Source organism: Phycisphaerae bacterium, assembly GCA_012729815.1.
Taxonomy (GTDB): Bacteria; Planctomycetota; Phycisphaerae; order JAAYCJ01; family JAAYCJ01; genus JAAYCJ01.
Genome location: JAAYCJ010000070.1, coordinates 1 through 20,536 on the forward strand (window position 1 = coordinate 1; position 20,536 = coordinate 20,536).

The following is a 20,536-nucleotide window of genomic DNA, read 5'->3' on the forward strand; positions in this document are numbered from 1 at the left end:
CGGAGGTCGGGGCGTTCGGCGCGGACGCGGTCGGCCATTCGGCGGATGGCGGCGGAGTAGAGTTCCATGAAGGGTTTGGCGCGGCATTGCGGGCAGGCGCAGATGTATCCGCCGTCGCCGGGCCAGAGGTTGACGTTTTGGATTTGCGGGAAGCGGCGGCAGAAGGCGAGGAGGTTGTCGGCGAGGGCGTCGACGGCTTGGGGGTTGGCGTAGCAGAGGTTGTCGCCGGTGTGTCGCATGGGCATTCGCTGGCCGTTGACGAGGGGGAACCATTCGGGATGGTGGTTGAAGTGGTCGGCGGCGGGCAGGAGATGGAACATGCCGTGGCCGGAGGCGTCGGTCATGAGGCCGCGGGCGCGTGCGGCTTCGATAACGTCGGGGGCTTGGGGTTTTTCCCAGAGCCAGAAATCGGCTGTGATGCTGTTGAAGCCCTGTTTGGCGGCCCAGTCGACGGTTTCGGCGTCGAAGGAGAGTTCGAGGCGGATCTGGCGGAGTTGGAAGTCGGCGGTTCGCTCGAGTCGAGACTCGGCTGGGATGGCGAGCTTGGACCGCTGTGGAACAAGTTCGAACTGCGGCGAGAAGAAGCGGGCGCCGCACCAGGTTTCGAGAAAGGCGTAGACGCCGTAGAGGATGCTTCGCCAGTTGGCGCCTTCGATGACGACGTCGCTTCGTTCGACCCGGACGGCGAAGCGGTCGCGATCCGAGTCGCCGTTTTTGCGCAGTCGGATGGAGGGGCGGTCGGCGCTTCGGGCGATGGGCAGCACGGCGCCGGTGATGGATTCGAGGTATTGGCGCAGTTGGGTCGCGGCGAAGTCGCCCTCGGCGGGCGCGACGATGGCGTAGTTGCTGCGGCCGTTTTCGGCGATCACGAGATCGGGGATCATGCGTTTGGCTCCTGGTCGGCGTAGAAGTCGTGCTCGACGCGGTCGGCTGGGCCGAGGACGAATTCGGCGAAGAGGTCAATGGTGGGCTGGAAGACGAGTTGATTGTTTTCGATGCGGGCGGGCGCATCGGCCAATGTGCAGCCGTTTTCGACCCGTTTGGCGATGACATCGGCATCGAGGCCGAGCTTGGCCAGGTCGATCCGCACCGTGCCCTGCCACGGCGGGTCTTTTTGGCCGGTGCCTGAGGGGAAGCCGATCTGGCCGTGATGGAAGAGGCTCAGGCAGACGCTGCGGCCTTTGCGGTTGGCCATGACTTCGAGCCAGTCGGAGAAGGGTTCGAATTGGACGAAGCGGGCGCGTTCGCCGAGCTGGCGGAGGATTCGCCGCGGCTGATCTTCGCCGAGGGTGGTCAGTGCGTAGGTGGTGAAGAGGATGACTTCGCCGCGTCCGGGCCGGTGGCGGACGATCATGGAACCGTCCGGGAAGCGGTGGATGATTTCGCCGCCGTCGAGGGTGACGCGGTTGGTCTGCGGATCGACGATGACGCCGGCGAGCGGCCGGAGGTCGGCTTGGATGATTTGGCGCGGTTCGAGGCTTTGATCGCGAAGCTGGCCGAGGGCGAGGACGAGGCGGCCGCCGGTTTCGGCGTAGCGGATGAAGGTTTCGAGCTGTCGCGGCACGCAGCCGTTGGAGCCGAGGGCGCAGACGAACTCGTAGTCCTTCATCGTTTCGAGCGGCGTATCCCACGGGATGACGTCGAGCGGGCCGTAGGGCGTGCCGGTCATGAGGCGGTCGAAGCGGCCGCTCATGTAGCCGCCGATTTTGGGAAAGAAGACGTCGAGGAGTTTCCAGTCGCGGTAGCGCAGGACTTCCCAGTCGGGAGGATTGATGTCCTGTTGGAGCTGCGGCATGAAGCGCGGCAGACGCAGGTGGGACCATTCGCCGGCGCCGTGCATGGCGGCCATTTTGACGATCTGCGGGCCGAGTGTGGGATGGCGGCGGGCGTAGCGGGCGGCGTCGCAGAATTCGCGGCCGGTTTCGGTGGGTTTGACGCGGCCGTCGGCGTCGCGGCGGAAGAGGGTGCCTTCGTGGAAGAGGAATTTGGCACCGGCGTGGAGGTAGACCCGCAGGCCCTGTCGCCACTCGAGCGGGTGGTGGTTCATGCGGAATCGCCAGCTCCACGGGTCGTAGTCGAAGCCGTGCGGGAGGTTGTGGGCTTTGGCGGCGCCGCGACCGGCGGCGACGGTGGCGTTGAAGCAGCCGCGGAAGATGGCTTTGTTGACGGTCATTTCGGCTCCGCCGGCGGCGAAGTGGGCGACGGCGAAGGGATTGCCGGCCTGGTAGATGGCGGTGCAGCGGGCGGGGTCGTTGAGTCTGTTCCACAGCTCGTCTTTCCATTTGCGGTTGGCTTCGACGATCGTGCGTTCGACCCAGAATTCGTTGTCGGTGGTGTCGTCGTAGCGGACGGTTCCGCGGCCGAACTGGACCTGGGCCATTTTGTTTTTCATGGCGGGGCTTTTGAACAGGTCGCGTTCGCGGTCTTCGACTTCGGGAAACCAGATGTAGACGCGGCAGTCGTCGATGCGGTCGAGGAGTCGGTTGGCCATGGTCAGACCGGCGGCGTACTGCGGCCGGGTGGCGTGGGACTCGGATCCGCACGGACCCCACCACTCGCCGGCCCCGCAGGTCGGGACGATGAAGGCGCGGAGCTTGGAGTTGGCGAGGGCTTCGAGGAGTTCGTCCGGGAGGTGGTAGAGGTGGACGCCGTCGATACCGGCGGCTTCGAGGATCGGGATCAGGTCGATCTGGTGGCGGACGGCCTGTGGCGAGGCGTTGGAGTAGACGGCGATGGCGGGCAGGTAGGATTCGATGCCTTCGTGGACGATCACGACGTCCATCGTCGGATAGGGTTGTGGGGCGACCGGGGTAAGGTCGGGTTCGACGAGCGGGGCTTGGAAGTAGTCGCGGTTGACCAGGAGCGGAGGGATCTTGGTGACGGTCAGGGAGTCGAGTTGATCGTAGGTGTCGCAGGCGACCGGCTCGGCGGGCCCGCGGTCGAGGCAGGCGGAGAATTCGGCGAAGCGGATGCCGCCGGAGGGTTGATCGTCGGGGCGATAGCGGCGGTCCTTGAGGAAGGCGAGGCGGGCCGGGCCGTCGCGGTCTGGCACGTAGGAGAAGATGACTTTGCCGCCGTTGGCCATATCGCGGCTGCGGGACCAGACGATGTGGCGGTCAGCCAGGATCAGGTCCGGCAGTTCGTCGAAGCGGAAGATGAAGGTGAATTGGCGGTTGGCGAGGAGGTCTTTGACCCAGTCGACGGCGACGCCCCAGACGGCGTCGGTTCCCTGGAAGGTTGTTTTGCCCCAGACGAGTGGTGGCGCGGTGACGCCGCCGCCCTGGTGAAGCAGGTCGATTTGGCCGTATTCGTAGAGGACCGAGAGGGGCACGCACGGGTCTTCATCGCCGATGCGTCCCCAGTCGTCGGCTGAGACGGCTCCGAAGTTCACCGCCTGATCATCCATTGTCTGTCGCTCCGTTCGCTGAGACGCAGTTCGGCCGTCAGCCCATCCACAAATGCTCCAATGAGACAGTGCACAAGTTTGCGGAAAGGGCGGCGGGTGTCAAGGGGTGTCCGATGGTTTCGGGTGGATGGTGGGGCTATCGGTTCGGCGGATTTGGGTGAGGGAGCAGGTGCGGGGTCGGTCGGCGGGGGATTGGGCGATGCGTTCGGCGCGGGTCTGGACGGCGTCGAGGGCTTGCTGGAGGCGTTGGGTGCCTTCTTCGAGGCTCAGACGGGCGGTGTCGAGGGGCCGGCCGATGACGACGAAGGCCCTGGTGAACGGGATGGGGATCTGGAGGCAGCGGTCGGCGGGTCCGACGGTCCAGGATCGCGTGAAGGCGATTCCGGCGGGTACGATCGGCATTCTGGAGCGTCGTGCGATGCCCACGGCCCCCTTTGAGGCCACTCGTCGCGGGCCGACGGGCCCGTCGACGGTGACGGCCAGATGTTGCTGGGTTCCGAGGCGGGTCATTTCCCAGAAGGCTTCGCGGCCGCCGCGGTCTTTGCGGCCGTGGTCGGTGGAGCCTCGGACGGCGACGCCGCCGAATCGGGCGAGGACCCTGGTGGCCAGTTCGCCGTCGGCGCTTTTGGAGATCAGGGGCACGGCGACGTCGGCGTGGGTGACCAGGGGTACGAGCAGTGTCTCGTGCCAGAAGGCGTAGAGGTAGGGCCGGGTCGCGCGGTGCGGGAGGGACGGGGGATCGTCGGCGACGAATCGCAGGTCGAGGGTTCCGATCCAGCCGGAGACGGTCCAGTGGATCAGTCGGGGCAGGAGCTGGTATTTGAGCAAGGCTCGGAGGCCCTGGGTTGCTGGCGTCATAGGGAGGCTGGCCTTCCTGGATTCCACGGGACGGGTTATCCGCCGGGATCATTAGAGATGGATCGGCGGTGGAATTCAAGGGGATTCGGGTTTCCTGCGGGGTGGCAGGGAGCGTACAATCGCCGTCCTGGCTGCGGCCCGGGATCGCGCGGGAGCGTGCCTGCGACGGGCGGCGGACGACAGAGCGTCCATGAATATTGGGCAGGAGCGATGAGCATGTTTGAGAAAGAGCATACCGAGAGTATTTTGAAGTTCTATGCGACGTATCCGCGGTACGCGGAGGTGGAGCAGTTCCGGCGGCTGCGGAGTTCGGTCGGGTCGGTGCGGAACGTGTTTTACGGCGACTCGATTACGGCGGCGTGGCCGGTGCAGGAGTTTTTTCCGAACCATTCGATTCTGAATCGCGGGATCGGGGGCGACAGCGTGTACGGTTTGCGCTATCGGATGGAGGACGACGTGTTCGCGTACTCGCCGCAGCGGGTGTTCATGCTGATCGGGATCAATGGGATTCAAGAGACGGAAGAGCGGATTATCGCGCACATTCAGGCGTTGGCGGGGATGATGCGGGAACGGGGGATTGAGGTGGGTTTGTCGAGCATTCTACCGTTGCGGGCGGTGCCGAACGGTGACGGTCGGGTCCAGTATCTGGAGAAGATCGTGCGGATCAACGAGGTGCTGCGGGAGACGGCGGCGGGCGATGAGGGGTTGTTTTTCCTGGACTACCACGCGGCGGTCCGCGATGGGAGCGGCCAACTGGCGGCGGAGTTCTCCCAGCCGGACGGGCTGCACATCACGTTTGAGGCGTATTGCCGGATGGCGGAGGTGGTTCGGCCGCACCTTGTGGGGTGAGGTGTCGGCGGAAGGGGTTCCGAGCCTGATTGAGGCGTTTGTGCGTCTTTTCCGGTCAATCGGCCGCCCACGGCGGCTGACGAGGCCGAAGGGGGCATGCGTGAGGAAGGAACGCGCCCGGCGGGATTCGAACCTGCGACCTACGGTTTAGGAAACCGTTGCTCTGTCCTACTGAGCTACGGGCGCAACTCAATTATATTCCAAGCACTTGCGCGGCAATCGGCTTTTTGCTGGTTGTGTCTCTGGCGTCGAGGCCGTATTCCACGGCCAATGTCGCTTACAAAGAAGCAAGCCGCATCAACAAGTTTCCGCTTACTTTACATCCCACGGGCCCATACTGCAAGAGGATCAGGGGCCGGCTGTGCTACTTTGGTTCGGACGGGCCGAAGGCTCTGCCGCGGGATCACGAGCAGGCGGCGCAAGCTTCACTGGGGTCAACCCGCCCAATGTCGACGAGATGTCGGTCAAGCCGCGTCTTGTTTGTGTGGCGATCAGAACCCATTGGGCTCCATCAGGGATGCGGTCACTTTGGGGTTGCGTCGAGGATGAGGGGTCAGGTATACCACTGTGTTGGTGTCAGAAGGACAGCGTGCATGAATTTGATCAAGGACATTCACTTCCGGGAGATATCACGACCGCTGCGAACCGTGTTCTCGACGTCGCTGGGAAGAAAGCACTGCGCGAGAAGCGTCATCGTACGGGTCGGCTTTGATTGCGGCGGGCAGCGCGAGTCGTCCTTCGGCGAAGTTCCGACGAGTTTTGCGATCCGGAATGAGACGATACCCGCAATCAAGCGGGTTCTGGACAAGGTTGTTCCGGATCTGGTCGGCACGCCGGTGCATGAGTACCCGGAGAAGATCCGATCGCTCCGCAAACGGTTCAGGACGACTCCGATGACCATGTCGGGGTTGGAGACGGCGTTGTTTCGGGCGTCGCTGACGTGCAAGGGGGTCTGCGAGCACGCCTTCTGGGGCGGACGCCTCCAACGGCTGGAGACGGATATCACCATACCGTTCATCACCGAGGACGACGTCCTGAACAAGTGGCTACGATTTGCCGCCGGCAAGCGATTCCGGACGTTCAAACTCAAGGTCAGCGGGAATCTGGCCGACGACAGCCGTCTGATCGGGGCGGTGCAGCGATTCCTGAACGACCATACCGATCGGTTCGTGCTGCGGCTGGACGGCAATCAGGGCTACCGGCGAAACACGTTCCAGCGATTCATCGATGCCATCGAGAAGCACCAGTACAAGATCGAGTTGATCGAACAGCCGCTGCCGAAAGGCGACTATGACGGCCTGGCCTATGTCCGGGACCGATCGCCCGTTCCGATCATTCTCGACGAAACCGTGTTCGACACGGAGGATCTGGCGGCGGCGGTCCGGTATGGCCTGGGCGACGGGATCAACATCAAGTTCGCCAAGAGCGGCATCGCGGAATCCGCCGACATGATCAAGATGGCCAGGAAACATCGACTCAAATTGATGGTCGGATGCATGACGGAGACGATGGTGGGGCTCTCAGCGGGGATCTTCTGTGCCGCGGGCACGGGCGACTTCGATTACATCGATCTGGATTCGATACATTTCCTGCACCATCGAAACAACTTCGACCCTATCAAAATCGACGGGCCGCAGTTGATTATTGACCCGTCGCCGCGGACCGGAAAAACCATCACTTGATCGGAGCACTGCGAAATTGATCACCGACCCGTTCGGCGTTGTCACGGCACTGCTGGTCATCGAAGGGGGCATATTTTACCTGGCTGAGTACGGGCCGACGAAACGATTCTTCAACGTTCTTCCGCCGATGTTCTGGATCTACTTTTTGCCCATGGTCGCGACGACGCTGGGCGTCATTCCCCAGCAGAGCGAGGTGTATCCGTTCATCTCGCGGCACCTCTTGCCGGTGAGCCTGGTGATGCTGCTCCTCTCGGTGGATATTCGCGCCATTCTGAGACTTGGCAAAATCGCCCTGGCGATGTTGCTTGTCGGAAGCGCCGGGATTGTTTTGGGCGGGCCGACGGTCCTGCTGCTGTTCCAGCCGTGGCTTCCCGCGGACATCTGGTTGGGGTTCGGCGCCCTTTCGGGATCGTGGATCGGCGGCAGCGCGAACATGGTCGCCGTCCAACAGGGGATCGGCACGCCCGAAGAGATATTGGCGCCCATCATCGTTGTTGACACGATTGTCGCCTACAGTTGGATGGGGCTGCTCATCGCGCTGGCCAAGTTTCAGTCCCTCTACGACCGCTGGAACCGTTCGAACACACAGGTCATGGAGGAACTGAACCGCAAGCTCTCATCTTCCGAGAAGACTCGAACGAGTGCTCTGACGCTCAAGCACGCCGTGGTGATCTTCGCGGTCGGGTTCGCCGGGGCGTGGGTCGCCGCCTGGATGGGAGCGGCGCTGCCGGAGGTCCGGAATCTCGTCTCCACGTATACGTGGACGATTCTGATCGTCACCGCGTTGGGCGTGGGCCTGTCATTCACGCCGGTAAGGAGGCTGGAGCCGTTCGGCGCGTCGAAACTGGGATACGGGCTGCTGTACCTGGTTCTGGCCGCCATCGGGGCGAGAGCGAATCTGGCGGACATGATGTCGGTGCCAATTCTGGTCGTTGCCGGGTTTACGTGGGTGGCGATTCACGCGCTGCTCCTGCTGGCCGCCTCGCGGCTGCTCCGGGCGCCGATGTTCCTGATGGTCACCGCCAGTCAGGCGAATATCGGCGGGCCCGCGTCGGCGCCCGTCGTCGCGGGGGTCTATCAGCCGGCCCTGGTTACCGTGGGGCTGCTCATGGCGATCGTTGGAGGCATCCTGGGGACCTATCTGGGAATCGTTTGCAGCCAGTTGTGCAGGATGGTGAGTCAGCTATGAAACCTCTCGTGACGTTCGTGTTGCCTTTCTGCTTCGCCGCCACTCTCGCGGGATGCGCGTGCCGCGAAAAGCTCTACCATGCGTCTCCAAGCCAACTGCCGCACACGACCCGGTCGATGAAGACGGCTGGGTTCTGGATCGGCCGCCATCCCTGTCCCGACGAGACGATCTTCTCCGCCGAGCAGATCGCCGATGTGAACGCTCATATCCGCAACGACCTGAAGCTGACAAAGGACATCGCCGGGTTTCCAGCCAGCGTGCCCGGGGAGGAATTGAGAACCTCACTGGAGGACCAACTCGCCCGTCTGCGCGAGCGGCCGCTTTTGATGGGCAACGGGCGCAAGGCGGCAGAGCAATTCTACGGTCCGCTTCAGCGGAACATGAATCTCAGATCGATCTCCTGCGATGTGGATGTCAGGTACGGCCTGGTCCTGCGATTCGCGGACCAGCGTCTGCTGCCGACGGCGCGGAGCCTTTACGCCATTGCGGGCGACATCGACTTTGATGAACTCCAGAACAGCGCTCTGGATCTCGGGACCGCCGTTGCCGTTCTTCACGAAAGCGCCGGCGGAAAATGGTACTACGTCCAGAGCGACTTGAGCGCCGGCTGGGTCGAGGCGGATCATGTCGTCTTGTGTTCGTTGGAGCAGTTGAGGGATTATCTGACCCGCCGGGATTCTTCCTTTGTGGTCGCGACGCGGGCCAAGACCGACGTGTTCCTCGATGAGTCGCTGACGGAGTTCCACGAGTACATCCGAATGGGCGTTGCGCTCCCTCTTGGCCCTCGGGAGAGCAGCGACGTCGTTGGCGTGGTGATACCGTTCAGAAACGACGACGGCTCCTTCACGGCCAAGGACGCCTATGTGCGATCCTGTGACGTTCACCGGGGTTTCCGACCGTATACCCCGCGCGTGGTGATCGAGCAGGCGTTCGAGCTGCTTGACACGCCGTACGGCTGGGGAGGCCAGTACGGCGAGCAGGATTGTTCGCGATTTCTCCAGGAGGTCTTCGCGACGGTCGGTATGGCGCTGCCGAGAAACTCGGGCGATCAGTGTCAGGTCGGAACGCTCCTCGCCGACTTCGCTCAGGCCGCTGCGCCGCAAGAGAAACTCGGGCTTCTCAAGGCCCGGGGTGTCGGCGGGATCACCATCCTCAAGTTCAGGAACCACAGTCACGTTGCGATGTTTCTGGGCATGGTCGACGGTCGGCCGTACATCGTGCATTCGGCGTGGGGCTACCGTCAGAGGCTTGGTTTCTCGGAAGTTGTTCGAGTGATCAACCGCACGAGCGTTGCCGAACTGCACCTGGGAGAGGGGTCAACGAAGGGCTCTCTGCTTGACCGGCTTGCCTCCGTGAGAATCCTATCGAGGTGAGGCCTTACTCCCTGTTTCCTTTCATCCACTGCTTCCCGTCCAGAAAGCGGGAAACCATCATGCTGGAGACGTTGTCACCGACCGCGTTGACCATCGTCGCCGGAGGATCGACCAGGGCGCCGACCATCGAGATGATGGGCAGGGCCTCGATCGGCAATGCGTGGCGTTGTTCGGGGACCGGATCGTCTCGGCCCACGCCAAGGACGTCTGGCTGGAGGAACCGTCGATCAGCGTGATCTTAAGGGAGGTGCGGCCTGGGTCGGGACATCTGGACTACGCAGCCTATCTTCACGCGCTCGACGGCCTGCGGCATGAGGTTCCGCTGATGATGGAGCATCTGCCGTCGGAGCAGGAGTACGATCTGGCGGCTGATCACATCCGCGCGGTGGCGCAGCGCGAGGGCATCGAGGTCTGATCGAGAGGACGGTTATGGCGGCTGAAGTGCGATTCTATTACATGGTTCCATCCGAAGTGGTGTGGCGCTGCGAGCGGCGTTCGATGGCGTATCTGCCGGTCGGCGCGCTGGAGTGGCACGGCGGGCATCTGCCGTTCGGCACCGACGCGATGACGGTCGAGCACCTGGCGATTCGGACGGCCCGCAAGGCGGGAGGCGTGGTGTTTCCGCCGGTGGTCTATGGCGACGTGCGTTACCGGCTGGCGGAGCATCGGGCGGAGTGGCATCGGCGGTATCGGCGGGAGATGAGGCTGACCGGGAGTCAGTCGCCGCTGTTCGTTTACGGCACGCAAGAGCCGCGCGGCGCGAAGGGCGAGTCCGGGAAGAACGAAATCCCGTTGACCTATGACGAGCAGGCGGAGCACTTCGTGCGGCATTTGGGATTGGTTCTGATGGAAATCGCCTCGTACGGGTTTGGCGCGATCGCCATGCTTCCCGGACATGGGCCGACGACGTCGTTCTGCGGCCAGGCGGCGAAGCTGTTTGCGGAGCAGGCGAAGCGGACGGTTCTTCGGCCGGTCCCGCGGGTCGAGGTGTTTGCGTATCTGGTCGAGGCGCGGGCTATCGAGCCGAACCTCAAGGATCTGCCGTTGCACGCGGACAAGATCGAGACGTCGATCCTGCTGGAGTCGAACGGCGAGAACGTTCACCGGGAGAAGCTGCCGAAGTCGAAAGACACCATCCCCGGCGCATACCTCTCATCGCCGTTTCTCGATCCGGAGAGCGGCTACCGCGCTGAAAAGAAGGAACTGTGGAACGCGATGGCTGAGATGGATCCGCGGCAGGCGAGCGTCGAGTACGGCCGGACGATCATCGACTACAGCGTCAGGCAACTGAGCAAGAAAGTCAAAGCATGGTCACCGCAACGATGACAGGGCGAGACTCCGGGCGAGCGGCTTGTCGAGAGTAGAACCGTATTGAGACAGGATTTCCTCATGACCGATCACGCCAGAGCATTTTCGCTTCCCGCGCGGTACTACGCCCGGCGCGGGGCCGACTGGTCGGCGGCGACGCCGGCCAGGACGTACGAGGGTGAGAAGGAAATTGCACTCGCCCTGACCACGGCCAACACGGCCATCATCTGCATGCACACCTCGAACACCGGGATGGGTTATCCGGGCGCGCCGGAGTACACCTGCGAGCCGCGGGTCAAGCCGTATTTCGACGAGCTCAACGCCCGCCGCAAGGTCATGGTCGAGGAGCACATGGCGCCGTTCTTCGCCGCGGCGCGGAGGATCGGGCTGCGGATCATGTACATTGTGGCGGGCTGGCCGTGCGCGGAGCACTACCCAGCGTATCGGCAGATCGCGGCGCGGGTGAAACCGATTCCACCCAAGCCGGGGCAGTGGCGTCCGCCCAAGGCGCCCGGCCCGGAAGCCGCCGGCGACGAGTTCAATCCCGGCGGCAAGGTCTGGCGGCGCGAGATGGTCGAAGAGTCGCTCGGCGGCGGGTTCGGCACGACCGGTGACTGCGACATTCCCGCTCCGGTGGCGGCGGGGCCGGAGGATTGGGTGGTGACCTGGACGCCGCACGCCTCGACGCTGCTGAACGAGCAGGGCATCTGGAACATCCTGCTGGTGGGCACCGACACGTCCGGATGGCCGTTACCAACACCACCAGCAGCGGCAACTCGCGGCTGTTCGACGGCGGCGGCGATCTGGATATTGGGGCGATCCATCAGCGGCCGGTGTTCCGCGAGCGAAACCTCTACGGCAAGGGCTGTCCGTTCCTCTGCCCGCTGGCCGAGAAGCATCCGGACTATGCACAAGTGTCGCTGCCGGTGACCGAGCGCCTGGTGCGGCAGGAGATCAACTTCCATCAGCGGATGACCATGGCGCCCAAGAGCACAGCCGACATGCAGACGTACCTGGACGTCTTCGCCAAGGTCATCGATAACATCGGCGAGTTGCGGGCGATGGCCAAGGGGTACAAGAAGGAATACATGGTCTCGCTGAATGGGATCGGCACATGAAGTTCGGCTGCCAGACCTACACGTGGCAGATGTCGGCGGAGAGGTATGCGGGCCGGATCGATCATATCCTGTCCGTGGTGGCCGCAGCCGGCATGCGCGGCATCGAAGCCGAGATTTGCATGATGGGCGGCTTCTACGACGACCCTGACCGAATGCACCGTGAGCTTGAGCGGACGGGCTTGAAACTCGGGGCCCTGTGCCTGGTCCTCGATTGGCGGAACGAGGACGAGACCGAAGACGAACGGCGCGAAGCCGACAAGGCGTTCGCCTACCTGCGGCACTTTCCCGGCACGCTGCTGGCGCTGGGCCAGATGGCGGGCGCCGACCGAACCGATCTTCGCCGCCGCCAGGCCAACGCGATCTCATGCTTCAATGCCGTCGGCCGCCGGGCCGTCGATCGCGGGATCGTCTGCGCGTTCCACCCCAACTCGCCCGCTGGCTCGGTTTTCCGGACCCGCGAGGACTATGCCGTTCTGCTCGATGGTCTGGACTCCGACGCGGTCGGCCTGGCTCCTGACGCCGGCCACATCGCCAAGGGCGGCATGGAGGCGGTCGAGATGTTTCAAAGCTTCGCCCCGCTGGTCCGCCACGTCCACTTCAAGGACACGGCCGCCGACGGCGGATGGACTGAGATGGGCTGCGGAACCATCGACTTTCCGGCGATCGTCGCGGTGCTTCGCGAGGCTGATTATGACGGCTGGATCATGATTGAGGACGAATCCCCCCGCGCCGAAGCCGATCCCGACGCGGTTACCCTCGCCAACGGCCGCTATGTCCACGAACGCCTGATCTCCTGAAAAAGGGGACATTCTACTTTTCCGCACCGGCTCTGGCGATGGCAAGAAAGCGGGGAAAGCGAAAAAGTAGAATGTCCCCTTTTTTCTCCCTTTGCACGATGCGAGAATACATAGTATGATAGTCTCCGGAAATACCAGTTCGACGATGTCCGCCGAGGAAAGGTGAAGCACATGGGACAGATCATCCGGCATCGGGCACTGCTGATCGTTCTGGTCCTGACCGTTCTTGGATGCAGATCGTCATCCGAAACGCAGCCGTTTGTCGCCGTTTTTCCGGACGACTTGCTCGTGTTGGCGGCGACGGAACAACCTTTCGGGCCTGGGCGGAATCCGCTTCTGCCGGCGGCTGAGAGCCGATGGTCGTTGAAGATCATCACGCCTGATCCGAGCATCGACTACAAGATCGTCCACGTCCGTCCGGACCCGCGCATCGATTACAGGATGATCATCATCGACCCCGAATCGGGGATCGCCTCACCCTATCAGAGCGGTCGATCGGACGCGATGCCTCAGCAACGGCTGGAGGAGCCGACTCCCGCAACTCCGGCTGCCGCAGCCGATGGGCAGGCGAACAGGGAGAGATGAGAATTGCAGTATTTGATCCTTCTTGGTGTCCTGTTGACGGGAGTGCTCTATGCGGCGGCGCTCGTACTTGGTCGACGAAGGCGTCTCCGCGAGTACCGGAAACGCCCCTGCTCCGGCCGACAATGGCAACGGCGGTTTCCGGACAGCCCCAAACAGGACATCCGGAGTTTTCTTGATTCGTTCACCAATGCGTTCGGTCTGCCGAGTCGCGAGCGCCTTCGGTTCGACCCCAGTGATCGGCTGATAGACGTCTACCGAGCGCTCCATCCGCCGGGTGGCATCGCCGATGACATGGAGTTCGAACGCCTGGCCATCAAGCTTGAGGATCAGTATGGCACGGACGCCGCCGTTCTCACCAGTCCTGAACTCACCTTGGGCGAATTGTTCGAAGAGATCCGGCACAGTCCGTGGAATGTGAAAAAGGGGACATTCTACTTTTTCGAGTAGAGCCGTGTAACAGCATGGCGCGAGGCCAGCGGCGAAAAAGTAGAATGTCCCCTTTTTCGCGCCGGCTACCCGCTGATTGCCCAGACGTGGACGATCGGCTGCTCGTCGTCGCCGAATGGTTCGAAGACGTAGAGCAGGCCATGATCGCGGTCGAAGGCGATCGCGCCGAGGTGGTCTTTCTGTTGGGCTCTTTGGATGTGGAAGAGGCGGTCGTCGAGGTCGAGGTAGGCGTACGGCTGCGGTTCGCGCGGCTGCATCGTGCCGGCGGCGACGGCGGCCAGGTCGTCTGGGTTAAAGAAGATGATGCGGGCGACGAACGAGGTGCTCCACCATCCGCGCTCGTTGTTAGGATCGGACGGATACGGCGCCTCATCCGGCCAGACCGTGCCGTCGGTCAGACCGTACCAACAGTTTCCGGTGCCCTTGGTCCCAGCGAAGATCACGGCCGATCGATCGCCCGCACTGAGCCATGCCCCGCCCGCCCACTCATCCGAGTTGTGGTATCCGACCATCTTGTAGTCCGTCGGGTCTTCATAGAACGTGGAGGAATACAGCAGCAGCGGAGTAGCCTCAAGGACGGTGTTGTGGGCCGGCGGGTTGCCCTGAGTCCACGGGGCGATTGCGAAGAGGGCCGGGCCTTGGCCGCTCCAGCCGCCGTCGCGATACCGGCCCGTCGCCAGCAGTCTGCCGCCGACGTTGGCGGTCGCCCAGGCCTGCGGGATGTCGAACATGTAGTCGTTGACGCTGTAGAGTGAGTGGTCGCCGATCCGCCACGCGCCGCGCGAGTTGGTCAGGTCCGTGTCGCACCACATGTGCGAGGCGACGTTCTGGGCGTCTTCCTGGAAGTGCGCGCCCCACGCCAGGTAGAGCTTGTCGGCGGTCTGGTCGCCCTGTCGCGGCAGGTAGGCCAAGCCGACGCGGATGATCTCCTGGAGGACTTCGAGCTGGCCCACTCCGGCCCGGACGTCGGTGAACGGCTGAAGCGTCTCGGCGACGTTCAGTTCATTGACGTCCTTGGCGGCGGAGATCACCGGAACCGGGATGCTGATCTCCGAGACGTAGCACTGCTGGGCGTGACCGGTGCCGTAGAGCGAGCCGGTGCAGCCGTCGGCGGGGCCGCTGGGGTCGCCGTCGGGACGGTAGGCCATGGCGTAGCCGCCCCAGGCCCAGGTCGACCCGCCGGATTCGCCGGGCAGCCGGAACGCCCCGCGGTAGGTCAGGTCAGCGGGTTGGAGCAGATGGGCTGTGCTCCCGGTCGGGGCGACGGTCCAGGTCTCGGCGTTCGGGTCGGCTGCGTTCGGGTCCGTGGCGTTTGGATCGTCAAGACCGTTTGGGTCGGCTACCGTTGGTGTGCCGCATCCGGCCAGGGTGGCCAGCAGAAGGAACGTCAGGACCGCGGAAATTCTTCGTGTCATGACTGTCTCTCCAGATCATAAGCCCCATTGCTTGCCTTGCCAAGTTTCCATATGAGCAAACGGCGTGCCAACGGTATTTTCGCCCTTTTTGAGGCCTGCTCTGCGCACTGGTCCACAGCGGGCCGTGAAGCTGGGTGAAAGTTCACAGGCGGTGGAAAAATCTGCTTCCCACCTTTCCATTGTCCGCCTTGCGTGGCTATCATGGTGCGGACATTGGCTGGATGAGGAGATGGAACGATGGCGAGCGGTTCGGATCCGATGGCGACGTTGACGGGCGCACCGGCGGTGCTTGGCAGCTACACAGCCCAGGATCACCGCAGACGGCTTGAGAACATCGGGGCGTTTCGCCGGTCGATCCGCACAGCCATGCGCACGCACCTGGTGACGAACTACCTGCCCGGCCAGTGCGCCTATAACCTCTGCGAGTATCCCTGCCGGCAGTGCTGGGCGCCCAACGAGTATGACGAAGTGGAGCTGGACCGGCTCCAGGCCCACGGCATCGGGCTGATCCAGGTGATGGACGAGTGGAACGATCAACTGGGGCTCTTCGGCGGGCATAAGCTGACCGCGATGAATCCGGAGGGTTTTCGCCGCTTCGTGGACATGGTGCACCGGCGAGGCATGAAGATCCTCGCGTACGCCTCAAGCGGCTACTTTACGCGGACCGATCCGCACTTCCGCCAGGAATGGTCGCGTCCGGGCGAGTTCTTCTTCAGCGGCTACTGGAACATGGCCCGGTGCTCGCCGGCGAGTCCCGGCTGGCGGGCCCACCTGCTGCCGCGGCTCGTACGCATCCTCGATGAGTTCGAGGTCGACGGGTTGTACAACGACGCGGGCTATATCAACAACGCCAGGAAATCGGTCCATGAGTTGGCCGGCGACGAGGTTCCGGCGTTCGATGAGACTCCGGAGTACGACGGGGCGCTGGCCGATCTGCTGCAACTGATCTACGCCGAGGTTTCGCGGCGAGGCGGCATTCTCAAGTATCATGCCGATGAGACGCTGCGGCCGCTGGTGGGCGAGGCGAAGGTCTACGACTACCTGTGGGTCGGCGAGGGCCGGGTGGGCAGCCTGGACCGGCTGCGGCGGGAAACGAAGAACCATCCGCCGTACCTGGTGCCGTGCGTGCAGTTTCCGTACATCCAGCTCGAGACCGGCGACGAGCCGTACGTGCACGCCATTCCGTATTTGCAGTTTCCGCTGCTGGAGGGCGGTCGGCCGTACACCGGCGAACGGGCGTTGATCCCCGGCGTCGAGTACGCTCCGGACCGCGACCAGGGCGCGCCGGCGGATGACATGACCGACTGGTTCCGCCGCAACGAAGCCAAGTGGAAGTACCACCAGTCCCATCCGGACGGTCCGCACATCTACAGCGAGTGGGGTCCGGTGCCGCCGCGGGCGGACTATCGCGAACGGCACGCGCGGTGGCTGCGGCGGTACTTGCCTTTGGTGGAGGACGGGACGTGGGCGTGGCTGGAGATCGGCGAGTCGGACCTCTTCGCGCATCGGCTGCCGGAGGGCGTGGTGGCCTCGGCGTTCGCCAATCGCGAGGCTTTTGTGGTATTGGCCAACTACGGCGGAACGGCGGCGGAGGTTGCCGCCACGGACACCTATGTTCCCGCGGACGAACTGCACGCCGTCCCGTCCCGGTCCTGGCGGATCGAGGCGGGGGCGATTCAGATCTTGCGCCGTGATGGACGTGACGTTTAAGAGATTCTGGCCGTTGAAGGAGTGTTCCATGCAAGAACCGCTTCGAACCGTTCTGGCCGGCTGCGGCGGGATGAGCGAGACCTGGCTGGCGATCGCCCGCACGCTTCCCGACGTCAAGATCGTGGGACTGGTTGACCTTCGCCAGGACGCGGCTCGGCGCCGGGCGCAGGAGGCCGGGTTATCGCAGGTTGCGATCGGCAGCGATCTGAAGTCGGTGTTGGCGCAGACGTCGGCCGAGGTGCTCTTCGACTGCACGACCCCGGAGGCCCATTTCCCCAACGCGATGCTTGCCCTCGAACACGGCTGTCACGTGCTGAGCGAGAAGCCGATGGCGGATTCCATGGCGCATGCCCGTCGGATGGTCGAGGCGGCGACGAAGGCCGAAAAGCTCTACGCCGTCGTCCAGAACTACCGGTACAAGCCCGGTCCCCGTCGGCTGGAGCGGTTTCTTCGCTCGGGCCGGATCGGGAATCTGACCACGGTGAACGCCGACTTCTACATCGGAGCCCACTTCGGAGGGTTCCGCGACCAGATGGAGCACGTGTTGCTGCTCGACATGGCGATCCACACTTTTGACGCCGCTCGGTTCATGATCGGCGCCGATCCGGTTTCGGTCTACTGCCGGGAATGGAATCCCTCCGGTTCGTGGTATCGGCACGGATCGTCCGCCGTGGCCATCTTCGAATTCGACAACGGCGTCGTCTTCACCTATCGCGGCAGTTGGTGCGCCGAGGGCCTCAACACCACCTGGGAGAGCGAATGGCGGTTCGTCGGCCAGAATGGCAGCGCCCGCTGGGACGGGGCGGAAGGCCTGCACGCCCAACGGGGGATTCCGAACAGCGGATTCCTGTCGAAGCAGGAGGCCGTCGAAATCCCCGCGGTCGATGGTGCGGGCAAAACCCTCGGCCACGAGAGCATCATCAGGGAGTTCGTCACATCCCTGCGGCGGCACACGACGCCGGAAACGGTCGGTACGGACAACATCAAGAGTTTGGCCATGGTATTCGGCGCGATCGAAAGCGCCCAAGCCGGCCAGGTTGTACGCATTCAATTCTAAGGAAAGGCTCCAGACACATGGACAAAAATGCACAGGACATTCGGATCGGGACTTTGGCGGGCGCGAGCGCCGACTACATGCGCAAGATTTTACCGCACGGGTTCGAGTCGCTGTCGGTCACGTTCTGGCAGAAGCTGGGCGATTGCGACTTAAAGAAGCTGGCGGCGGAGGTCCGCGAGGCCATCGGGGGTCGGGACGTCAAGATTTCGACGGTGTCGGTGTTCGGCAACCCGCTGGGCGTCGAGGCGATCGACGAGGAGACTCGCCGCGGCTGGGAGGCGTGCATCGACCATGCCCACCTGTTCGGCAGCGACCTGGTCACCGGGTTCAGCGGGCGGATCGTCGGCGAGCCGGTCGACAAATGCATGCCGCGGTTCAAGGAAATCTTCGAGCCGCTGGCCCGCCGGGCCAAAGACAAGGGCGTGCGGCTGGCGTTCGAGAACTGCGCCAGCACATGGAACATGGCGACGATTCCGCACTACTGGGAGATGCTGTTTGACGCGGTGCCGTTCGACAACATCGGGCTGGAGTGGGAGCCGTGCCACCAGTTGGTCGCCCTGGTCGATCCGATGCCGCAGATCCGCAAGTACGGCGGTCGGTTCTTCCACATTCACGGCAAGGACGCCACGGTCCGCCATGATGTGATCCGCGAGTACGGCATCGCCGGGCCCGTTCCGTTCGCCTACCACCGGACGCCGGGCTTCGGCGACAGCAACTGGACCGACATCATCTCGGAGCTGCGGCTGATCGGTTTTGAGGGTTGCATCGATATCGAAGGCTGGCACGATCCGATCTATCGCGACGAACTGGAGATGACCGGACAGGTTCATGCGCTGAACTATTTGAAACACTGCCGCGGCGGAGCGTTTGTGCCGAATCCATGATTGGCGCCGCTCGACGGGATTGCCGCTGGGACATTACATTCAGTGAAAGAGAGGTCATGTCGAAAACGCTTCAACTCGTTCACAATCCCTCGCTGTTCGGTTCGACGGCGGCGGACAAGGTTCGCGGACTGACCCGATTGAAGGAACAGGGCGTCGGCGGGATCGTCACCAATGTCGCCTTCAAGGGCTATCTGACCAGCGAGGATGGCTGGCGGGAACTGCTTGACCTTCTCTCGGCCTGCCGGACGGTGAACATGCGGGTCTGGATCTACGACGAGCGCGGATATCCCAGCGGGAGCGCGGGCGGCCTCGTGCTGGCCAACGATCCCGATCTCGAGGCCCGGGCGATGGCCCTCGATGAGGGCCGGGTTTTCGAGGAGCGGCCGTATGAGGGCACGCACAACTGCCACAACTATCACGAGCGCAGGCGTTACATCAACCTGTTGGACCGGCGGGCGACCGCGGAGTTCGTCAACGTGACGCACCGGCGGTACCGCTCGCGTCTGGACGGCCGGTATTGGCCGGTCGAGGCGTTCTTCACCGATGAACCGGCCCTCAACACGGTCAATCTGGGCACGCTGCCGGAGGCGGCTGAGAAGACCTTGCCCATTCACGATCAGCCGGACCCGAACAAGAAACGATGTCCGATGATCCCCTGGTCGGATGCGTTGGCCGGCCAGGTCGATCCCGCGCCGATCTTCTCGGATGCCCCAGCGGCGCGATCGGCCAAACGCGACTACTACCGCCGGGTCGCCGATGCGGTCAGCGAAAACTACTTCGGCCAGATCCAGGAATGGTGCCACGACAACGGAACGCTGTCCTCCGGCCATCTGCTGCAGGAGGAGAATATCCTCGACCACGCCGAGCTCTACGGCAACGCGCTGCGCTGTCTGATGCGGATGGACATTCCCGGCATCGACGTGCTCGACTCGAATCCGGCGGCCAGCTTCCGGCATTCGCACCGGGCGGCGCTGCTGGCCTCTTCGGCGGCCATGCTCAACGGGACGCGCCGGATCATGACGGAAGTCAGCGACTTTATGCAGCGGATGGACGAGAACCGCCTGGCGGAGGTCCCGGCGATGCAGGCGACGGCGGCGTGGCAGGCGGCGCTCGGCGTGACCGAGTTCACGCTCTACTACTCGTGGGACATTCCCGATCCCAATCCGTTCCTGCCCGCTGAAGTCAGGAAGAAGGGCCTGTTTCGCCCGGCGGCTGAGTACCTGGAGTACAATCGCTTCGTCACCGCGCTGGTCGAGCAGCTCGAACCGTGCCGCCTCGTGCCGGACGTCTTCCTGTACTATCCGATCGAACTGGTCCAGGAGCAGATCGTGCCTTCGGAGCTTCCTCGCAGCCGGATTCAATTCTCGGCGCGTCTGCAGGCGATCCGCGATTCGTTCAATCGGGCGATGCTGGAATTGCTGCGGGCGGGCGTCGTGCCGTGCCTGGTCGATGAGGCGATGATCCGGTCCGCTGAGATGCGCGATGATGGAATTCACATTCTTAACGCCTGCGCACAGGCGATCGTGTTCCCGAAGGACTGCGTGCCGCCGGGAATGACGGCGGAGTGGGAGTTTTCGGAAAACACGCCGCAGGCCCTCTTCGCCGCAGGCAAGACGCGGATGGTGAATCAGGGTCCCAGCGTGTTCGTCGCCGCGATGGAGGCGGCCGACGAGCTGGTCTTCACCTGCGTGAATCTCGACAAGAACCCGCAGACGTGCGGGTTCCGCACCCGCAGCGGCGTCGAGAACCTCCCGCTGGGCGGGTACGAGACGACCGTCCTCCGCCGGCCAAAGGGTGCGATGTCCCCAAAGCGGTGAGGCCTGCGTGTGGAAGCGACAGACCGTGGACTTTCAGTACG

Annotated in this window: 19 protein-coding genes, 1 tRNA gene and 1 pseudogene; 15 read left to right on the forward strand and 6 right to left on the reverse strand. The window is 63.6% G+C overall.

Translation table 11 applies throughout. From position 1 onward, the window contains the following. The 3 genes from GXY33_05225 to GXY33_05235 all read right to left on the reverse strand — a co-directional run. On the reverse strand, positions 1 to 884 hold an 884-nt coding region (locus GXY33_05225; GenBank protein ID NLX04527.1), incomplete at its 3' end, for a DUF4838 domain-containing protein. Then, complete coding sequence (locus GXY33_05230) at positions 881 to 3,406, reverse strand: hypothetical protein (protein ID NLX04528.1); 2,526 nt, start codon at positions 3,404 to 3,406, stop codon at positions 881 to 883. The genes GXY33_05225 and GXY33_05230, both read right to left, overlap by 4 nt. A gap of 99 nt (positions 3,407 to 3,505) precedes the next feature. After that, on the reverse strand, positions 3,506 to 4,264 hold the full coding sequence (locus GXY33_05235; protein ID NLX04529.1) for a DUF374 domain-containing protein: 759 nt from the start codon (positions 4,262 to 4,264) through the stop codon (positions 3,506 to 3,508). A 216-nt stretch (positions 4,265 to 4,480) separates the two neighbouring features. Between GXY33_05235 and GXY33_05240 the strand changes: the two genes are divergently transcribed. After that, positions 4,481 to 5,113 carry a hypothetical protein gene (locus GXY33_05240; protein NLX04530.1) on the forward strand — a complete coding sequence of 211 codons (633 nt, stop codon included), beginning with the start codon at positions 4,481 to 4,483 and terminating at the stop codon, positions 5,111 to 5,113. 112 nt (positions 5,114 to 5,225) lie between these two features. Here GXY33_05240 and GXY33_05245 read toward each other — a convergent pair. Continuing rightward, a tRNA-Arg gene (locus GXY33_05245) sits at positions 5,226 to 5,299 on the reverse strand. Positions 5,300 to 5,706: 407 nt separating this feature from the next. Between GXY33_05245 and GXY33_05250 the strand changes: the two genes are divergently transcribed. Genes GXY33_05250 through GXY33_05260 form a run of 3 tightly spaced genes read left to right on the forward strand, consistent with a single transcriptional unit; the run spans position 5,707 to position 9,357 of the window. Then, entirely contained in the window at positions 5,707 to 6,795 is a 1,089-nt protein-coding gene (locus tag GXY33_05250; protein NLX04531.1) for a hypothetical protein, read from the forward strand. 16 nt (positions 6,796 to 6,811) lie between these two features. Further along, the gene (locus tag GXY33_05255; GenBank protein ID NLX04532.1) at positions 6,812 to 7,984 is read left to right on the forward strand and encodes a DUF819 family protein; all 1,173 of its coding nucleotides are present in this window, start codon (positions 6,812 to 6,814) and stop codon (positions 7,982 to 7,984) included. Then, positions 7,981 to 9,357, forward strand: a complete 1,377-nt coding sequence (locus GXY33_05260; GenBank protein NLX04533.1) for a hypothetical protein — start codon at positions 7,981 to 7,983, stop codon at positions 9,355 to 9,357. The genes GXY33_05255 and GXY33_05260 overlap by 4 nt, the downstream gene beginning before the upstream one ends. A gap of 4 nt (positions 9,358 to 9,361) precedes the next feature. Here the strand turns inward: GXY33_05260 and GXY33_05265 are convergent. Beyond that, positions 9,362 to 9,511, reverse strand: a pseudogene (locus tag GXY33_05265) (dicarboxylate/amino acid:cation symporter). 6 nt (positions 9,512 to 9,517) lie between these two features. Between GXY33_05265 and GXY33_05270 the strand changes: the two are divergent. The 7 genes from GXY33_05270 to GXY33_05300 all read left to right on the forward strand — a co-directional run bounded on the left by GXY33_05270 (position 9,518) and on the right by GXY33_05300 (position 13,612). Then, positions 9,518 to 9,772: a hypothetical protein gene (locus GXY33_05270; GenBank protein ID NLX04534.1), complete on the forward strand. Its 255-nt coding sequence runs from the start codon at positions 9,518 to 9,520 to the stop codon at positions 9,770 to 9,772. Positions 9,773 to 9,786: 14 nt separating this feature from the next. Continuing rightward, positions 9,787 to 10,683: a creatininase family protein gene (locus tag GXY33_05275; protein ID NLX04535.1), complete on the forward strand. Its 897-nt coding sequence runs from the start codon at positions 9,787 to 9,789 to the stop codon at positions 10,681 to 10,683. A gap of 63 nt (positions 10,684 to 10,746) precedes the next feature. Further along, the gene (locus GXY33_05280; protein ID NLX04536.1) at positions 10,747 to 11,595 is read left to right on the forward strand and encodes a hypothetical protein; all 849 of its coding nucleotides are present in this window, start codon (positions 10,747 to 10,749) and stop codon (positions 11,593 to 11,595) included. After that, on the forward strand, positions 11,592 to 11,783 hold the full coding sequence (locus GXY33_05285; protein NLX04537.1) for a hypothetical protein: 192 nt from the start codon (positions 11,592 to 11,594) through the stop codon (positions 11,781 to 11,783). Before GXY33_05280 ends, GXY33_05285 begins: the two co-directional genes overlap by 4 nt. Then, positions 11,780 to 12,580: a sugar phosphate isomerase/epimerase gene (locus GXY33_05290; GenBank protein ID NLX04538.1), complete on the forward strand. Its 801-nt coding sequence runs from the start codon at positions 11,780 to 11,782 to the stop codon at positions 12,578 to 12,580. Before GXY33_05285 ends, GXY33_05290 begins: the two co-directional genes overlap by 4 nt. Before the next feature lie 171 nt (positions 12,581 to 12,751). Beyond that, positions 12,752 to 13,165: a hypothetical protein gene (locus GXY33_05295; GenBank protein ID NLX04539.1), complete on the forward strand. Its 414-nt coding sequence runs from the start codon at positions 12,752 to 12,754 to the stop codon at positions 13,163 to 13,165. Positions 13,166 to 13,168: 3 nt separating this feature from the next. Next, positions 13,169 to 13,612, forward strand: coding sequence for a hypothetical protein (locus GXY33_05300; GenBank protein NLX04540.1), 444 nt, complete (start codon positions 13,169 to 13,171; stop codon positions 13,610 to 13,612). A gap of 65 nt (positions 13,613 to 13,677) precedes the next feature. On the opposite strand, the gene GXY33_05305 is transcribed toward GXY33_05300, so the two are convergent. After that, complete coding sequence (locus GXY33_05305) at positions 13,678 to 15,027, reverse strand: hypothetical protein (GenBank protein NLX04541.1); 1,350 nt, start codon at positions 15,025 to 15,027, stop codon at positions 13,678 to 13,680. 237 nt (positions 15,028 to 15,264) lie between these two features. Here GXY33_05305 and GXY33_05310 point away from each other — a divergent pair, with 237 nt between their 5' ends. The 4 genes from GXY33_05310 to GXY33_05325 are packed head-to-tail and all read left to right on the forward strand — an operon-like array spanning position 15,265 to position 20,495. After that, positions 15,265 to 16,737 (forward strand): hypothetical protein, encoded by a 1,473-nt coding sequence (locus GXY33_05310; protein NLX04542.1) that lies wholly within the window; start codon positions 15,265 to 15,267, stop codon positions 16,735 to 16,737. Between the two features lie 28 nt (positions 16,738 to 16,765). Beyond that, positions 16,766 to 17,794, forward strand: a complete 1,029-nt coding sequence (locus tag GXY33_05315) for a Gfo/Idh/MocA family oxidoreductase (GenBank protein NLX04543.1) — start codon at positions 16,766 to 16,768, stop codon at positions 17,792 to 17,794. A 17-nt stretch (positions 17,795 to 17,811) separates the two neighbouring features. Next, positions 17,812 to 18,678 carry a sugar phosphate isomerase/epimerase gene (locus tag GXY33_05320; protein NLX04544.1) on the forward strand — a complete coding sequence of 289 codons (867 nt, stop codon included), beginning with the start codon at positions 17,812 to 17,814 and terminating at the stop codon, positions 18,676 to 18,678. Between the two features lie 56 nt (positions 18,679 to 18,734). Continuing rightward, complete coding sequence (locus GXY33_05325; protein ID NLX04545.1) at positions 18,735 to 20,495, forward strand: hypothetical protein; 1,761 nt, start codon at positions 18,735 to 18,737, stop codon at positions 20,493 to 20,495. The last annotated feature ends 41 nt before the right edge of the window (positions 20,496 to 20,536 follow it).

Bases quoted from the DNA above. Each gene is read 5' to 3' on its own strand.
- GXY33_05230 (NLX04528.1), bottom strand. From the start codon at position 3,406: ATGGATGATCAGGCGGTGAACTTCGGAGCCGTCTCAGCCGACGACTGG.
- GXY33_05235 (NLX04529.1), bottom strand. From the start codon at position 4,264: ATGACGCCAGCAACCCAGGGCCTCCGAGCCTTGCTCAAATACCAGCTC.
- GXY33_05240 (NLX04530.1), top strand. From the start codon at position 4,481: ATGTTTGAGAAAGAGCATACCGAGAGTATTTTGAAGTTCTATGCGACG.
- GXY33_05250 (NLX04531.1), top strand. From the start codon at position 5,707: ATGAATTTGATCAAGGACATTCACTTCCGGGAGATATCACGACCGCTG.
- GXY33_05260 (NLX04533.1), top strand. From the start codon at position 7,981: ATGAAACCTCTCGTGACGTTCGTGTTGCCTTTCTGCTTCGCCGCCACT.
- GXY33_05275 (NLX04535.1), top strand. From the start codon at position 9,787: ATGGCGGCTGAAGTGCGATTCTATTACATGGTTCCATCCGAAGTGGTG.
- GXY33_05280 (NLX04536.1), top strand. From the start codon at position 10,747: ATGACCGATCACGCCAGAGCATTTTCGCTTCCCGCGCGGTACTACGCC.
- GXY33_05290 (NLX04538.1), top strand. From the start codon at position 11,780: ATGAAGTTCGGCTGCCAGACCTACACGTGGCAGATGTCGGCGGAGAGG.
- GXY33_05295 (NLX04539.1), top strand. From the start codon at position 12,752: ATGGGACAGATCATCCGGCATCGGGCACTGCTGATCGTTCTGGTCCTG.
- GXY33_05305 (NLX04541.1), bottom strand. From the start codon at position 15,027: ATGACACGAAGAATTTCCGCGGTCCTGACGTTCCTTCTGCTGGCCACC.
- GXY33_05310 (NLX04542.1), top strand. From the start codon at position 15,265: ATGGCGAGCGGTTCGGATCCGATGGCGACGTTGACGGGCGCACCGGCG.
- GXY33_05315 (NLX04543.1), top strand. From the start codon at position 16,766: ATGCAAGAACCGCTTCGAACCGTTCTGGCCGGCTGCGGCGGGATGAGC.
- GXY33_05320 (NLX04544.1), top strand. From the start codon at position 17,812: ATGGACAAAAATGCACAGGACATTCGGATCGGGACTTTGGCGGGCGCG.
- GXY33_05325 (NLX04545.1), top strand. From the start codon at position 18,735: ATGTCGAAAACGCTTCAACTCGTTCACAATCCCTCGCTGTTCGGTTCG.